General features: G+C 68.6%; 14 protein-coding genes. 8 read left to right on the top strand and 6 right to left on the bottom strand.

Annotated features, from left to right (window positions below; genetic code table 11):
* Positions 1-29 precede the first annotated feature (29 nt).
* From gyrB to dnaA, 6 genes are all read right to left on the bottom strand, one after another.
* Positions 30-2,069 (bottom strand): DNA topoisomerase (ATP-hydrolyzing) subunit B, encoded by a 2,040-nt coding sequence (gene gyrB, locus AAW13_RS18795; RefSeq protein ID WP_046727729.1) that lies wholly within the window; start codon positions 2,067-2,069, stop codon positions 30-32.
* Between the two features lie 420 nt (positions 2,070-2,489).
* Positions 2,490-3,023 (bottom strand): DciA family protein, encoded by a 534-nt coding sequence (locus AAW13_RS18790; RefSeq protein ID WP_046727620.1) that lies wholly within the window; start codon positions 3,021-3,023, stop codon positions 2,490-2,492.
* Positions 3,020-4,141, bottom strand: coding sequence for a DNA replication/repair protein RecF (recF, locus tag AAW13_RS18785; protein ID WP_046727619.1), 1,122 nt, complete (start codon positions 4,139-4,141; stop codon positions 3,020-3,022). Before recF ends, AAW13_RS18790 begins: the two co-directional genes overlap by 4 nt.
* 40 nt (positions 4,142-4,181) lie before the next feature.
* Positions 4,182-5,057, bottom strand: coding sequence for a phosphogluconate dehydrogenase (NAD(+)-dependent, decarboxylating) (gene gnd / locus AAW13_RS18780; RefSeq protein ID WP_046727618.1), 876 nt, complete (start codon positions 5,055-5,057; stop codon positions 4,182-4,184).
* Positions 5,058-5,233: 176 nt separating this feature from the next.
* Positions 5,234-6,364: a DNA polymerase III subunit beta gene (dnaN, locus tag AAW13_RS18775; RefSeq protein WP_046727617.1), complete on the bottom strand. Its 1,131-nt coding sequence runs from the start codon at positions 6,362-6,364 to the stop codon at positions 5,234-5,236.
* Between the two features lie 974 nt (positions 6,365-7,338).
* The gene (gene dnaA, locus AAW13_RS18765; protein ID WP_071659600.1) at positions 7,339-9,339 is read right to left on the bottom strand and encodes a chromosomal replication initiator protein DnaA; all 2,001 of its coding nucleotides are present in this window, start codon (positions 9,337-9,339) and stop codon (positions 7,339-7,341) included.
* Between the two features lie 373 nt (positions 9,340-9,712).
* Here dnaA and rpmH point away from each other — a divergent pair, with 373 nt between their 5' ends.
* The 8 genes from rpmH (at position 9,713) to AAW13_RS18725 (ending at position 15,736) form a co-directional block, all read left to right on the top strand.
* Complete coding sequence (rpmH, locus tag AAW13_RS18760) at positions 9,713-9,850, top strand: 50S ribosomal protein L34 (RefSeq protein ID WP_015659252.1); 138 nt, start codon at positions 9,713-9,715, stop codon at positions 9,848-9,850.
* A gap of 20 nt (positions 9,851-9,870) precedes the next feature.
* The gene (gene rnpA, locus AAW13_RS18755; RefSeq protein ID WP_071659599.1) at positions 9,871-10,242 is read left to right on the top strand and encodes a ribonuclease P protein component; all 372 of its coding nucleotides are present in this window, start codon (positions 9,871-9,873) and stop codon (positions 10,240-10,242) included.
* Positions 10,239-10,601, top strand: a complete 363-nt coding sequence (yidD, locus tag AAW13_RS18750) for a membrane protein insertion efficiency factor YidD (protein WP_046727614.1) — start codon at positions 10,239-10,241, stop codon at positions 10,599-10,601. Before rnpA ends, yidD begins: the two co-directional genes overlap by 4 nt.
* A 3-nt stretch (positions 10,602-10,604) precedes the next feature.
* The gene (yidC, locus tag AAW13_RS18745) at positions 10,605-11,897 is read left to right on the top strand and encodes a membrane protein insertase YidC (RefSeq protein WP_046727613.1); all 1,293 of its coding nucleotides are present in this window, start codon (positions 10,605-10,607) and stop codon (positions 11,895-11,897) included.
* 15 nt (positions 11,898-11,912) lie between these two features.
* A complete protein-coding gene (locus AAW13_RS18740) occupies positions 11,913-12,425 on the top strand; it encodes a Jag family protein (protein WP_046727612.1) in 513 nt (170 codons plus the stop codon).
* Between the two features lie 117 nt (positions 12,426-12,542).
* On the top strand, positions 12,543-13,262 hold the full coding sequence (rsmG, locus tag AAW13_RS18735) for a 16S rRNA (guanine(527)-N(7))-methyltransferase RsmG (protein WP_046727611.1): 720 nt from the start codon (positions 12,543-12,545) through the stop codon (positions 13,260-13,262).
* A gap of 288 nt (positions 13,263-13,550) precedes the next feature.
* Positions 13,551-14,624: an AAA family ATPase gene (locus tag AAW13_RS18730; RefSeq protein WP_079178859.1), complete on the top strand. Its 1,074-nt coding sequence runs from the start codon at positions 13,551-13,553 to the stop codon at positions 14,622-14,624.
* Positions 14,621-15,736 carry a ParB/RepB/Spo0J family partition protein gene (locus AAW13_RS18725; protein ID WP_046727609.1) on the top strand — a complete coding sequence of 372 codons (1,116 nt, stop codon included), beginning with the start codon at positions 14,621-14,623 and terminating at the stop codon, positions 15,734-15,736. Before AAW13_RS18730 ends, AAW13_RS18725 begins: the two co-directional genes overlap by 4 nt.
* Positions 15,737-15,789 lie beyond the last annotated feature (53 nt).

The following is a 15,789-nucleotide window of genomic DNA, read 5'->3' as shown; positions in this document are numbered from 1 at the left end:
CCTTCCTGGTGCGGTCAGCTGAGACCGACTCAGATGTCGAGGAAGCGGACGTCCTTGGCGTTGCGCTGGATGAACTGGCGGCGGGCCTCGACGTCCTCGCCCATCAGGACCGAGAACAGGTCGTCGGCCTGGGCGGCGTCGTCGAGGGTGACCTGGCCGAGGACGCGGTGGTCGACGTCCATGGTGGTCACGCGCAGCTCCTCGGCGTTCATCTCGCCGAGACCCTTGAAGCGCTGGATGGAGTCCTCACGAACCCGCTTGCCGCGCTGCCGGCCCAGCTCCAGGAGGGCGTCGCGCTCGCGGTCCGAGTACGCGTACTCGACCTCGTCCCGACCCCACTTGATCTTGTACAGCGGAGGGCGGGACAGGAACACGTGGCCGGCCTCGACCAGCGGCCGCATGAAGCGGAACAGGAAGGTCAGCAGCAGGGTGTTGATGTGCTGGCCGTCGACGTCGGCGTCCGCCATCAGGATGATCTTGTGATAGCGGAGCTTCGAGATGTCGAAGTCCTCGTGCACACCGGTGCCGAACGCGGAGATCAGCGCCTGGATCTCCTGGTTCTGAAGGATCTTGTCGATCCGCGCCTTCTCGACGTTGAGGATCTTGCCCCGGATCGGGAGGATCGCCTGGTACTGCGGGTTGCGGCCGGACTTGGCCGAGCCGCCGGCGGAGTCACCCTCGACGATGAAGATCTCGCACTTGGTGGGGTCGTTCGACTGGCAGTCGGAGAGCTTGCCCGGCAGCGACGCGCTCTCCAGCAGACCCTTGCGACGGGTCAGGTCGCGCGCCTTGCGGGCCGCCACGCGCGCGGTGGCCGCCTGGATGCCCTTGCGGACGATGTCCGCGGCCTCCACCGGGTTGCGGTCCAGCCAGTCGTTCAGGTGCTCGTAGACCGCCTTCTGCACGAAGGTCTTGGCCTCCGTGTTGCCCAGCTTGGTCTTCGTCTGACCCTCGAACTGCGGCTCGCTCAGCTTGACCGAGATGATCGCGGTCAGGCCCTCGCGGATGTCGTCACCGGTGAGGTTGTCGTCCTTCTCACGGAGCAGCTTCTTGTCGCGCGCGTACTTGTTGATCAGCGAGGTCAGCGCGGCGCGGAAGCCCTCCTCGTGGGTACCGCCCTCATGCGTGTGGATGATGTTGGCGAACGAGTACACACCCTCGCTGTAGCCGCTGTTCCACTGCATGGCGACCTCGAGGGACAGGCTCTTGTCCTTGTCCTCGGCCTCCAGGTCGATCACCGTCTGGTGCACCACGTCCCCCTTGCGGGAGTTGAGGTACTTCACGAAGTCGACGATGCCGCCCTCGTAGTGGTAGGTGACCGTCTTGACCTCGGACTTCTCGTCCGCGCCGGCCTCGTCCGCGCCGGCCACGGCCTTCGCCGACTCACGCTCGTCGGTGAGCCGGATGGTCAGGCCCTTGTTGAGGAACGCCATCTCCTGGAAGCGCCGCGACAGCGTCTCGAAGGAGTACTCGGTGGTCTCGAAGATGTCCGGGTCCGCCCAGAACGTGACCGAGGTGCCGGTCTCGCCGGTCTCCTCGTGCTGCGCCAGCGGAGCCGTCGGGACGCCCAGCTTGTAGTCCTGCGTCCAGCGGTGGCCGTCCGTGCGGATCTCGACCGAGACCCGGGACGACAGGGCGTTCACGACGGAGACACCGACGCCGTGCAGACCACCGGAGACCGCATAGCCGCCGCCGCCGAACTTGCCGCCCGCGTGCAGCACGGTCAGCACGACCTCGACGGCCGGCTTGCCCTCGGACGCCACGATGCCGACCGGGATGCCACGGCCGTTGTCGACGACGCGCACGCCGCCGTCGGCCAGGATCGTCACGTCGATGGTGTCCGCGTGGCCCGCCAGAGCCTCGTCGACGGAGTTGTCCACGACCTCGTAGACGAGGTGGTGCAGACCGCGCTCGCCGGTGGAGCCGATGTACATACCGGGTCGCTTGCGGACCGCGTCCAGCCCTTCGAGGACGGTGATGGCGCTGGCGTCGTAGGAGGCGGTGACCTCACCGTTGGCGCCGGCGTCGGTGGACGGGATGTTCTCGTTGGGGTTGCCGGAATCGGCCACGAAGCGCCCTTTCTGGCACTGGCACAGCACGAGCCGGGCTCCTGGGGATACCCCCTTGGGGGAGGGCTGCCGGAGCGGCTGCGGCATGTTGCGTTGGTAAGCCTTGATCAGCGTTGCTCAGCTTTTCCCGGACGGTCCCCAGGTTCGGGGCGGGATTGTCTCCCAGTCTACCGGTAGCGCCGACAGTGATGGGGGTTTGCCGGTACCTGAGTCCGCATGTGCCGCCCTGAACCCGCCTCCACCGACTCCCGATATACGGATGGGGGCTCCAAGGGGCTCACGGAGGCACCCAGCGCTTCCGGCTGTCAACCCTTGACTACTCCGGGGTCAGGTCGCGATTCGCAACCGCGTGCGGTTGTACGACCATCGGCCGGGAGGGCCGTACGACGGCACCGCACCCGGCTGTGGGCGTGACGCAAGTCACCCGTAGGTATCGCCGGGCCCGGTGCTCCCGGGGGCCCGCAGCGGGCCGTAGCGGCGCACCGGACCACCCGGGTTCAGCACCTTGATCAGGCGGACCGTGCCGTGCCCCAGATCCTCGTTCAACCGTGCGACCAACGCGGGCGCGAGATGACGCAGCTGGGTCGCCCAGGCCGTCGAGTCGCACTGCACCACCAGCACGCGCTCGTCCTCGTCGTACCGCTGGGGCACACAGTGCTTGGCCAGGTCCTCACCGACGATCTCCGGCCAGCGGCCCATCACACCGCCGACCGCCGCCGGCGTCTCCCAGCCCCGCTCGGTGATCAACCGGTTGATGGCGGATCCGAGCGCCATGGGGTCACGGCCGTCGGCGCGCGCGCCGGAGCGCAGACCACCGCGCCGCGCCTGCTTCTTCTGCTGCGCCGCGTCGCCACGCGCGCGTGCCGCCTCCTTCGCCGCCCTGAGCGCCACCCGCGCCAGGTCGACGCCGGACGGCTCCTGCCGGTCTCCGGAAGCGGGCCCGTCGGTGCTCATACCCGCTCCACCGTCCCGTCGGCCACCGAGTACCGCGCACCGGAGAGCAGGTGCGGCACGTCGTCGTCCACCGCGGCCGTCACCAGCACCTGCTCGCCGGGCGCGACCAGCTCGGCCAGCCGCTCCCGGCGCCTGGCGTCCAGCTCGGCGAACACGTCGTCGAGCACCAGCACCGGCTCGTTGCCCTCGGCGCGCAGCAGGTCGTACGACGCGAGGCGCAGCGCCAGCGCGTACGACCAGGACTCACCGTGCGAGGCGTAGCCCTTCGCGGGCAGCTGCCCCAGCTTGAGGACCAGGTCGTCGCGGTGCGGACCGACCAGGGTCACCCCCCGCTCGATCTCCTGCTTGCGGGCGTCCGCGAGGGCCGCCATCAGCTGGGCGTACAGGTCCTCGCGCGCGTGCGCCTCACCGGGCGCCGACGGCTTGTACTCCAGCGCCACCGGGCCGCCCCCGGGCGCCAGCTGCTCGTACGCCTTGTCGGCGAGCGGCTGGATCGCCGCGATCAGGTCCAGCCGCTGCGCCAGCAGCTCGGCGCCGGCCCGCGCGAGATGCTGGTCCCACACGTCGAGCGTGGACAGGTCCATGGAACGCCCGCCGTGCCGCCGGGCCAGCGCCGCCGACTTCAGCAGGGTGTTCCGCTGCTTGAGGACCCGCTCGTAGTCCGACCGCACCCCGGCCATTCGCGGGGAGCGGGCCGTGATCAGCTCGTCGAGGAAACGGCGGCGCTCGCCGGGGTCGCCCTTGACCAGCGCGAGGTCCTCGGGCGCGAACAGCACGGTCCTCACGATGCCCAGCACGTCCCGGGGCTTGACCTGCGAGGACCTGTTGATGCGGGCGCGGTTGGACTTGCCCGGGTTCAGCTCCAGTTCGACCAGCTGCTGCCGGTCGCCCTGCCTGACCTGCGCCCGGATGATCGCGCGCTCGGCACCCATGCGGATCAGGGGGGCGTCGGTGGCCACCCGGTGACTGCCGAGGGTGGCGAGATATCCGACGGCCTCGACCAGGTTGGTCTTGCCCTGGCCGTTGGGGCCGACGAAGGCGGTGACGCCCGGGTCGAGCGGGACCTCGACCCGGGCGTAGGAGCGGAAGTCGGCCAGCGACAGATGCGTGACGTGCATGGGTGTTTCGCCGACCTCCCCGTGACCTGCTACTTCTTCTCTACTTCGCCTCTACGGCGTGGCCGCCGAACTGGTTGCGCAGCGCGGCGATCATCTTCATCTGCGGCGAGTCCTCCTGGCGGGACGCGAACCGCGCGAACAGCGAGGCGGTGATCGCGGGCAGCGGCACCGCGTTGTCTATCGCGGCCTCCACCGTCCACCGGCCCTCGCCGGAGTCCTGCGCGAAGCCCTTCAGCCGGTCCAGGTGCTCGTCCTCGTCGAGGGCGTTGACCGCGAGGTCGAGCAGCCAGGAACGGATGACCGTGCCCTCCTGCCAGGAGCGGAAGACCTCGCGCACGTCCGTGACGGAGTCCACCTTCTCCAGCAGCTCCCAGCCCTCAGCGTAGGCCTGCATCATCGCGTACTCGATGCCGTTGTGGACCATCTTCGCGAAGTGGCCCGCGCCCACCTTGCCGGCGTGTACCGAGCCGAAGTCGCCCTCCGGCTTCAGCGCGTCGAAGACCGGCCGGACCTTCTCGACGTGCTCGGCGTCGCCGCCGTACATCAGCGCGTAGCCGTTCTCCAGGCCCCAGACACCGCCGGAGACCCCGCAGTCCACGAAGCCGATGCCCTTGGCCGCCAGCTCCTCGGCGTGCCGCTCGTCGTCCGTCCAGCGGGAGTTGCCGCCGTCGACGACCACGTCACCGGGCTCCAGGAGCGCGGCCAGCTCGTCCACGGTGGACTGGGTCGGCGCCCCGGCCGGGACCATCACCCACACCACGCGGGGCCCGCTGAGCTTGCCCACAAGCTCTTCCAGGCTGTGGACGTCGGCGAGGTCCGGGTTGCGGTCGTATCCGACGACGGTGTGGCCCGCGCGGCGGATCCGCTCGCGCATGTTGCCGCCCATCTTGCCGAGGCCGACGAGACCGAGCTCCATCAGTTGGTTCCTTAGGTTGCGGTGTGGCAGGAGAGGCACTTTCGTGCCGGGCCCGAGCCTAATCCCGGCCCTTTGCGCACAGTTGTGGGCATAGGCGCTCACCTGGGGTGACCCACCACGCCACGGTGCCGGGTACCCACAGGGGGCACCCGGCACCGTGCACAGCTGTGGACAACTCAGCCGCTGAGTCGCACCGGCATGATCAGGTACTTGTAGGCCTCGTCCGCCTCGGCGTCCAGCGCCGGCTTGCCGCTGAGCAGCGCGGGCTTCGTGGACGTCGTGAACGACAGCTGGGCGACCGGAGAGTCGATCGCGCTCAGGCCGTCGAGCAGGAACGTCGGGTTGAAGGCGATCGAGATGTCGTCGCCGTCCAGCTGGGCGTCCACCCTTTCCACAGCCTGTGCGTCGTCGCTGGAACCGGCCTCCAGGATCAGCACCCCCTGCTCGAAGCTGAGCCGCACCGGGGTGTTCCGCTCGGCGACCAGGGCGACGCGCTTGACGGCCTCCACGAAGGGGGCGGTCTCGATCACGGCGACGGAGTTGAACTCGGTCGGGAAGAGCGTGCGGTACTTCGGCAGGTCGCCCTCGAGCAGCCGCGTGGTCGTACGACGGCCGGCGCCCTCGAAACCGATCAGGCCCTCGCCCGCACCCGAGCCGGACAGGGCCAGGATGACGCTGTCGCCGCTCGTGAGGGCCTTGGCGGTGTCCAGGAGCGTCTTGGCGGGCACCAGGGCGACCGCGGAGGCCTCCGGGTTCTCCGGCTTCCACAGGAACTCACGGACCGCGAAGCGGTAGCGGTCGGTGGAGGCCAGGGTGACCGTGTCGCCCTCGATCTCGATGCGCACACCGGTGAGCACGGGCAGCGTGTCGTCACGGCCGGCGGCGATGGCCACCTGGGAGACGGCGGAGGCGAAGACCTCGCCGGGGACCGTGCCCGTGGCGTTCGGCATCTGCGGCAGCGAGGGGTACTCCTCCACCGGCAGCGTGTGCAGCGTGAACCGCGAGGATCCACAGACCACCGTGGCCCGTACACCGTCTGTGGAAATCTCCACCGGCCGGTTGGGGAGCGCACGGCAGATGTCGGCGAGCAGCCGGCCGGAGACCAGGACCGTGCCCTCCTCGTCGACCTCGGTCTCGACGCTGACCCGCGCGGAGACCTCGTAGTCGAAGCTGGACAGGCTCAGCTGGCCGTCCTCGGCCTTCAGGAGCAGGCCCGCGAGGACCGGCGCCGGCGGACGGGCCGGGAGGCTGCGTGCCGCCCAGGCGACTGCCTCCGCGAGTACGTCGCGTTCCACCCGGATCTTCACCGTAAGCCCGCCTCCTGCTGTTGCCGGGGCTTCTCGCCCTGCTGCGTCTTCGTCGTCTGTCCCGGTGTCGCTGGCCCCGGGGAGGGGAAGAACACCGGGGACCAGTCTGACGCACCGCACTGACAGCTGGTGCCTCTCGGGGTCAAGTCGTGACGAGGCGCGGTCGGCGGCCGAAGAGCGAGTTGTGCACAGGGCCCTCTTCGAAACGGATTCCGAGCTCTCTCTAGTTGTCAGTAGTAGTAGGGGCTGTGGATACCGTGGATAACCTCGTTTGCCCAGCTCAGGGCCGAGATTTTGTCCACTGCCCCTGTGGGTGACACCGGTGGACAACTTGCCGTCTCTGTGGAGAACAGAAAGTTCTGCACACACCGTGCACAGGACGCGGGGACTTCTCCCCAGCGTCGTCCCCAGCTTTGCTCAGCTTTCCCACAGGCCAATCCGGCACCTTCATGTGACGCCTTTCACTCGACCCGGTGAGCGGGCGCGTCACGTTGCCGAACAGTGGACAGAGGTGTGGAGAAGGGGGCGGATGCTGGGGACAACCGCCCCTCAGCCTGTGGGCTACCGGTGGACAACTTCATGCACAGCCTGTGGAAGCTTTTGTCGTCCACAAGCTGTGGAGATCCGTCGTCCACGATTCCACAGCCCCCTGAGCTGCCCCGATGCTCTCTAGGCCGCCAGCCTGTGGACGACGTTCGGGACAACTTCACAGTCCCCAGGGTGTGGACGCAAGAAAGTCAGCAAATCTGTGGAGGACGGCCGTAACCAGGCCAGTAATCGAACAGCGGGGGCGTTTGCCTGCGGCCCCGTTCAGTCCCCGCGCCCCGTCAGGGGTGCGGGGAACTGCGCGACAAGCCCCCACGGACCCGCAGCGGACCACGCCTCGGCACCACCCCAGGACGCCAAAAGGGCGCCCCGGGATCTCTCCCAAGGGCGCCCTGAGTGCCGTGGAACCGCCGGCTACGCCGGACCGGCTACCCGTTCTTGATGCGGTTGGTCAGCTCGGTCACCTGGTTGTAGATCGACCGCCGCTCCGCCATGAGCGCCCGGATCTTCCGGTCGGCGTGCATCACGGTCGTGTGGTCGCGGTTGCCGAACTGCGCCCCGATCTTCGGCAGTGACAGATCCGTCAGCTCCCGGCACAGGTACATGGCGATCTGCCGTGCCGTGACCAGCTGCCGGCCCCGCGAGCTGCCGCACAGATCCTCGACGGTGAGGCCGAAGTAGTCGGCGGTCGACGCCATGATGGCCGTCGCGGTGATCTCGGGCGTGGTGTCCTGACCGCCCGGGATCAGGTCCTTGAGGACGATCTCCGTCAGCCCGAGGTCGACCGGCTGCCGGTTGAGCGACGCGAACGCCGTCACCCGGATCAGCGCGCCCTCGAGTTCACGGATGTTGCGGGAGATGCGGGAGGCGATGAACTCCAGTACCTCCGGCGGGGCGTTCAGCTGCTCCTGCACCGCCTTCTTGCGGAGGATCGCGATCCGCGTCTCCAGCTCCGGCGGCTGCACGTCGGTGATCAGACCCCACTCGAAACGGTTCCGCAGCCGGTCCTCCAGGGTCACCAGCTGCTTGGGCGGCCGGTCGCTGGACAGCACGATCTGCTTGTTCGCGTTGTGGAGCGTGTTGAAGGTGTGGAAGAACTCCTCCTGCGTCGACTCCTTGTCCGCGAGGAACTGGATGTCGTCGACGAGCAGGATGTCCATCTCGCGGTAGCGCTTGCGGAAGCTGTCGCCCTTGCCGTCGCGGATCGAGTTGATGAACTCGTTGGTGAACTCCTCCGAGCTCACGTACCGCACACGCGTGCCGGGGTAGAGGCTGCGCGCGTAGTGCCCGATCGCGTGCAGCAGGTGCGTCTTGCCGAGCCCCGACTCCCCGTAGATGAAGAGCGGGTTGTACGCCTTCGCGGGCGCCTCGGCGACGGCGACCGCGGCCGCGTGGGCGAAGCGGTTGGACGCGCCGATGACGAACGTGTCGAAGAGGTACTTGGGGTTCAGCCGGGCGGTCGGCTCGCCGGGGCCCGTGGCCGGTGCGGGCTTGGCACCCAGCGGGCCGGGCGCGCCGCCGCCTGCCGGCAGGTCCGGGCGCCCGGTGCCGCCGCGGTGGCCCTGGACCGGTCCGCCCGACGGGCCGGACGGCTCACGGCGCCCGGTGTCCCGCTGGTCGTAGTCGGGGCGCTCGTAGTCCGACCGGTCGTAGTCACCGCGCTCGTAGTCCGGGCGGTCGTACTCGGGACGCTCGTATTCGGGACGGTCGTACTCGGGCCTGGGCGGTTCGTACTCGGCGCGCTGCTTCTCGTACGACGGCCGGTCCATCGGCTGCTGCGGGCGGTACTCCTGGGCGTACGAGTCGCCGTAGCCGTCCGAGCGGTAGGAGTCCTGGGCCGGTGAGGCATAGGGGTCGCGCTCGGGGAAGCCGAGCCGCGGCTGCTGCCAGCTGTACTCGTCCTGTGCGGGGCGCGGCCAGGCGCCGGGTTCGGGACGCTGGTACTCGGAGGGGTAGGCCGGACGGGCGGTCGGCAGCTGGTCGCGTCCGGCGTCCCGGCCGCCGTCGCGGCCACCCTGGTCGGGGAGGGGCTCGGGCCGGTGCTCGGCGCGGTGCCGGCCGTACCCGCCGTCGTACTGCGGTGCCGACGGAAGCTCGGGCTCCTCGTAGCGCTGTGTCTGGAGGGGAGGCGCCGGCGGGGCCGGGGGCTCACCCGCGGACTCGTCCACGGTGATCGCGATCCGGATCGGGCGGCCGCACTCCCGGCTCAGGCTCTCGCTGACGATCGGCGCGAGACGGCCTTCCAGTACGTTCTTCGCGAATTCGTTCGGTACGGCGAGCAGGGCGGTGTCCGCGACCAGCGCGAGCGGCTGGCAGCGCCGGATCCAGTGCTCGTCCTTCGTCTCCACACCCTGACCGCGGCCCTCACCGAGGAGCTGCTCCAGTACTCGTGGCCACACTGCGGCAAGATCGGCAGGTACGTCAGCCACAGGGCACGCTCTCTCACAGGTCCCACGAACGTGTGGTTCGAGGACGGGTAGGGATGAAAATCAGGTCGGGCGGGGATAAAGGAACGAATCGGAGTTCAGCCACGGTAGTCAGCGTGGCGGCTGCGGTTCAAGTTGTTGTCCCCAGCCTGTGGATAGTGTCTCTCCGTCACTGCTGGTTTGACCGAATGGCGTAGCCCCGCGTACCGTAACCAGGTCGAGTTGTCGATGGCTGCTGCCGCCTGCCTCCGATGGGCACAGATCGCTGAAGGTGATCGGGAAGCGGTGCACTCGGGCGTGATACGAGCTACTCGTGGGCGCACGGTGACAGCCAGGACGGCACCCGCCACACCGATTTGATTTCTGGAGCCCCCGAGTGAGCAAGCGCACCTTCCAGCCGAACAACCGTCGTCGCGCCAAGACCCACGGCTTCCGCCTGCGGATGCGCACCCGTGCCGGCCGCGCGATTCTCGCGAACCGTCGTGCAAAGGGTCGCGCCAGCCTGTCCGCCTGATCCGATCAGGTCATGACGTCGTGCTGCCTACCGAGCATCGGCTGAGGCGGCGCGAGGACTTCGCGACCGCAGTACGACGGGGGCGCCGGGCTGGTCGCCCGTCCCTCGTCGTCCACTTTCGTAGCGGTGCCACGGACCCGCACGCGCCTGGGGAGAGCGCTCCCCCGACGCGTGCGGGTTTCGTCGTGAGCAAGGCTGTGGGTGGTGCGGTCGTGCGCAACACAGTGAAGCGCAGACTTCGCCATCTGATGCGTGACCGAGTCGCCCTTTTTCCCCCCGGTAGCCTGGTAGTCGTACGAGCGCTGCCCGGAGCGGGCGACGCCGACCACGCACAGCTGGCCCGAGACCTGGACGCCGCCGTCGAGCGGCTGCTGGGAGGGGGCGCGCGATGAAGTACCCGCTGCTGGCTCTGATCAAGCTGTACCAGTGGACGATCAGTCCGCTGCTCGGACCGGTGTGCAAGTACTACCCGTCGTGCTCCCACTACGGCTACACGGCCATCGACCGGCACGGTGCGATCAAGGGAACGGCACTGACCGCCTGGCGCATCCTGCGGTGCAACCCGTGGTCGCTCGGCGGTGTGGACCATGTTCCGCCGCGCAAGCGCCCGCGGTGGCACGAAATGCTGCGTGACGCCTGGCGTGCACGCAGGGGCGGGCCCTCCGCCGCCTCGGCCACCGAAGAGGAGCCTCACACCGAGCTTCCTTCGAGCCCGGCCGCAGAGACCTCGTCCCATGCCCAAGGAGCATGATTAGTGGACACGATTGCCAGCCTCTTCAGCTTCATCACGACACCCGTCTCATGGGTCATCGTCCAGTTCCACTCCGTGTACGGGAAGATCTTCGGTCCTGACACGGGCTGGGCCTGGGGCTTGTCCATCGTGTCCCTGGTGATCCTGATCCGCATCTGCCTGATCCCGCTCTTCGTGAAGCAGATCAAGGCGACCCGGGCCATGCAGACGCTCCAGCCCGAGATGAAGAAGATCCAGGAGCGCTACAAGAACGACAAGCAGCGCCAGTCCGAAGAGATGATGAAGCTGTACAAGGAGTCGGGTACCAACCCGCTCTCCTCGTGCCTTCCCATCCTGGCGCAGTCGCCCTTCTTCTTCGCTCTGTACCACGTGCTCAACGGCATCGCGTCGAACCAGACCATCGGCGTGATCAACGAGTCCTTGCTGGCCAGTGCCCAGAAGGCGCACATCTTCGGGGCACCGCTCGCCGCGAAGTTCACGGACGGTTCCGCGAAGGTGGAGGCGCTCGGTGCCTCCCTCACCGACGTCCGGGTCGTCACCGCGATCATGATCGTCCTGATGTCGGCGTCGCAGTTCTACACGCAGCGCCAGCTGATGACGAAGAACGTCGACACCACGGTCAAGACGCCGTTCATGCAGCAGCAGAAGATGCTGATGTACGTCTTCCCGGTCATGTTCGCCGTCTTCGGCATCAACTTCCCGGTCGGTGTCCTCGTCTACTGGCTGACCACCAACGTGTGGACCATGGGCCAGCAGATGTACGTCATCCGCAACAACCCGACCCCGGGTTCCAAGGCCCAGGCCGCCTACCTGGAGCGCCTCACCAAGCACGTCACGCACCACGGCAAGACCCGTTCGCGCAGCGAGCGCACCATCATCAAGGCCATCGTCGCCAAGGGCCGCGACCGCAACGAGTTCGAGCGCAAGTTCATCAACGCCCTGACCAAGGCGGGTCTCGCGGCCCAGGCCGACGGCAGCGTGATGAAGGGCGAAGCCCAGGCCCTGGCGCAGACCGAGGACGGCGTCGTGACCAGCGGTGCCGCCAAGCGTCAGCAGCCCAAGCGCCAGTCCAAGGCCCAGCGACAGTCCGGTGGTCCGAAGGCGGCCGACGACTCCACGTCTGATGAGTCCGACGCGTCGGAGAAGACGACCTCGCTGGAGAAGTCCGACGAGCCGCAGGACGCCAAGCCGGCCGCCCCGCAGCCCCCGAAGGCCGGGTCCAACGGCCGCAGCAGGGCCCAGTCCGGTCAGCGCAAGGGCGGTCCGCAGCGCCCCAAGTCCCCGTCCAAGAAGTAAGAAGGAGCCCATCCCGTGACGGAAGGCACCACCTCCGCCGCTGCCGAGGGTGCAGACACCCTCACCCGCCTGGAGCAGGAAGGCGAGATCGCGGCGGACTACCTCGAAGGTCTGCTGGACATCGCCGACCTCGACGGCGACATCGACATGGATGTCGAGGCCGACCGCGCCTCCGTGTCGATCATCAGCGACGCGGGCGGCCGCGACCTGCAAAAGCTGGTCGGCCGTGACGGGGAGGTGCTGGAGGCGCTCCAGGAGCTGACCCGTCTGGCCGTACACCGGGAGACCGGTGACCGCAGCCGGCTGATGCTCGACATCGCGGGCTACCGGGCCAAGAAGCGCGCCGAGCTCTCCGAGCTGGGTGCCAAGGCCGCCGCCGAGGTGAAGAGCACCGGCGAGCCCGTGAAGCTCAAGCCGATGACCCCGTTCGAGCGCAAGGTCGTGCACGACGCGGTCAAGACCGCCGGACTGCGCAGCGAGTCGGAGGGCGAGGAGCCGCAGCGGTTCGTCGTCGTGCTGCCCGCCTGATCGGTCCCCCCGCTTTACCGGCCCCGTCTGTCCGCAGACGGGGCCGAACTTTGTCAGCCTGGTAGTTCTTGGTGGCCGGTGCGCGGAGCACCGGCGCTGTACGGAAGGACGGTCCCCGTGACGGAGGCTGCGGAGCTCCCCCCGGCGCCGGAACAGGCGCGGGAAGTGTTCGGCGAGCGCTTCGCCGATGCGGTCCGCTACGCGGAGCTGCTCGCCGAGGCAGGCGTGCAGCGTGGTCTGATCGGCCCACGGGAAGTACCCCGCCTGTGGGAGCGGCACCTGCTGAACTGTGCGGTGCTCTCGGAGGCCGTGCCCGAAGGGGTGACGGTGTGCGACGTGGGCTCCGGTGCCGGTCTGCCGGGCATTCCACTGGCCCTGGTCCGTGAGGACCTCAACATCACCCTGCTGGAGCCGCTGCTGCGGCGCACCAACTTCCTGACCGAGGTCGTCGAGCTGCTCGGCCTGGACCATGTGACCGTGGTCCGTGGCCGTGCCGAGGAGGTCATGGGCAAGCTGCCGCCGGTGCATGTGGTGACGGCCCGTGCTGTGGCGCCGCTGGACCGGTTGGCCGCCTGGGGGATTCCGCTGCTGCGTCCCTACGGCGAGATGCTGGCCCTGAAGGGGGACACGGCGGAGGAGGAGCTGAAGGCCGCGTCGACCGCTCTGACCAAGCTCGGTGCGGTCTCCACGTCCGTCCTCCAGGTGGGCGAGGGAGTGGTGGACCCGCTGTCCACCGTCGTCCGGGTGGAGGTCGGGGAGAGCCCGGGCGGTGTGCGCTTCGCGGCTAAACGGGCGAAGGCGGCCCGTACGGGACGTGCCCGCCGCCGACGCGGATGACAGTGAGGCGTACTCCACACAAGCTGCCAAACCTACGCACGACGGAGTGTCGCGGCTTTTCGGCCCTGCGGGCTGTGCATCGTGTTTCACGTGAAACGTCGTTCCTTGTTGCACGGCATCATCGGCCGGGGCCGCGCTGCGGCCGAACCGCGTGACCGAAAGCCCCTCGGTTCCCTGGGAGGGGGCCCCGCTGGTGACACTCCGGCCTCCCCACGGGGCACGGAGTTGTCCACAGAGGTGGATTTCTCCACAGAACAACAGGCCTCACTGGTTCATGACCCCGAAGACATGGGAGGCTCTGTTCATTGCGAGCCTGAAGTCGAGGAGAGTGAATCCTTGCGGTCCGACGCCAACATCGCGGGACCGATGACCGATCCGGTCCCCGGTCCCCGTACCGAGTCGCTGGGGGCGGATGTTTCACGTGAAACACCGCCTCCGATGGACGACACTCCCATCGGTCGTGCTGCCCAACTCGCGGTGGAGGCTCTGGGCCGCGCCGGCGAAGGTCTGCCACGTCCGGAGCAGACCAGAGTCATCGTGGTCGCCAACCAGAAGGGCGGCGTGGGCAAGACGACGACCACCGTCAACCTTGCCGCGTCACTGGCCCTGCACGGTGGTCGCGTCCTCGTGATCGACCTCGACCCTCAGGGCAATGCCTCAACGGCGCTCGGGATCGACCACCACGCCGAAGTTCCTTCCATCTACGACGTGTTGGTCGAGAGCAAGCCGCTGGCCGAGGTCGTCCAGCCGGTGGTGGACGTCGAGGGTCTCTTCTGCGCTCCCGCCACCATCGATCTCGCCGGTGCGGAGATCGAGCTGGTGTCCCTGGTGGCCCGGGAGAGCCGGCTTCAGCGGGCGATCCTGGCCTACGAGCAGCCGCTGGACTACATCCTCATCGACTGCCCGCCCTCGCTCGGGCTGCTGACGGTCAACGCGCTCGTCGCGGGCGCCGAGGTCCTCATCCCGATCCAGTGCGAGTACTACGCGTTGGAGGGACTGGGACAACTGCTGCGCAATGTCGACCTGGTACGGGGGCACCTCAACCCCGACCTCCATGTGTCGACCATCCTGCTCACCATGTACGACGGCCGGACGCGTCTCGCTTCCCAGGTCGCGGACGAGGTGCGCAGCCACTTCGGCGACGAGGTGCTGCGGACGAGCATTCCCCGCTCGGTCCGTATCTCCGAGGCGCCGAGCTATGGGCAGACGGTACTGACCTACGATCCTGGATCGAGCGGTGCCCTCTCCTATCTTGAGGCGGCACGAGAGATCGCGCTGAGGGGCGTGGGGGTCAGCTATGACCCGACGCAGGCCCATATCGGCGCACAGACCAACCCGAACATGGTGGAGGGGATGCAGTGAGCGACCGACGGAGGATTGGCCTGGGCCGTGGTCTGGGCGCACTGATCCCTGCCGCCCCGACCGAACGTACCCCGGCGCAGACCGCGATGGAGGGCGGGGCAGCCGCCTCCTCTGCCGCGGCGCCGGCGCTGACCGACCGCGGGGTCGCGGCCGCCAAGGTGACCACCCTGCCCCCTGTGGTGCAGGAGACCGAGGAGCCCTCGGTCTTCGGCACAGCCCCGGAGACGCCCGCGCCTCCGATGGGTGCCCACTTCGCGGAGATCCCTCTCGACGAGATCACCCCGAACCCACGTCAGCCGCGTGAGGTGTTCGACGAGGACGCCCTTCAGGAGCTGGTCACCTCCATCCAGGAGGTCGGTCTCCTCCAGCCCGTGGTCGTACGGCAGCTGGCTCCCGGGCGCTATGAGCTCATCATGGGTGAGCGGCGCTGGCGGGCCTGCCGTGAGGCCGGCCTGGAGGCGATCCCGGCGATCGTCCGGGCGACGGACGACGAGAAGCTCCTGCTGGACGCGCTGTTGGAGAACCTGCACCGTGCCCAGCTGAACCCGCTGGAAGAGGCGGCTGCCTACGACCAGTTGCTGAAGGACTTCAACTGCACGCATGACCAGCTGGCCGACCGGATCGGGCGCTCACGCCCGCAGGTCTCCAACACGCTGCGGCTCCTGAAGCTGTCGCCGTCCGTTCAGCGCAGGGTCGCCGCGGGGGTCCTGTCGGCCGGGCACGCCCGCGCGCTGCTCTCCGTCGACGACTCGGAGGAGCAGGACCGACTGGCACACCGGATCGTCGCCGAGGGTCTGTCTGTGCGGGCCGTCGAGGAGATCGTGACCCTGATGGGCTCGCGGCCCCAGACGACGACCCGGGCCAAGGGTCCGCGGGCCGGCGCCCGGGTCTCGCCGGCGCTGACCGATCTCGCCACCCGGCTCTCGGACCGGTTCGAGACACGGGTGAAGGTCGACCTCGGCCAGAAGAAGGGCAAGATCACGGTCGAGTTCGCGTCGATGGAGGATCTGGAACGAATCCTCGGCACGCTCGCCCCGGGCGAGGGCCCGGTCCTCCACCACGGGCTCCAGGACGGCGACACCGCGGGCACCGGGGAGGAGCCCGAGGACTGACCTTCCCGGGTGTTTCCCGTCCGGTCGGCGTTCTGTCGAGACCTGGCCGCTCA

It is taken from the genome of Streptomyces humi (genome assembly GCF_001005085.2).
GTDB classification, from domain to species: domain Bacteria; phylum Actinomycetota; class Actinomycetes; order Streptomycetales; family Streptomycetaceae; genus Streptomyces; species Streptomyces humi.
Note: the sequence above shows the minus strand (reverse complement) of the source record. Positions and strands in the feature narration are given on the sequence as shown.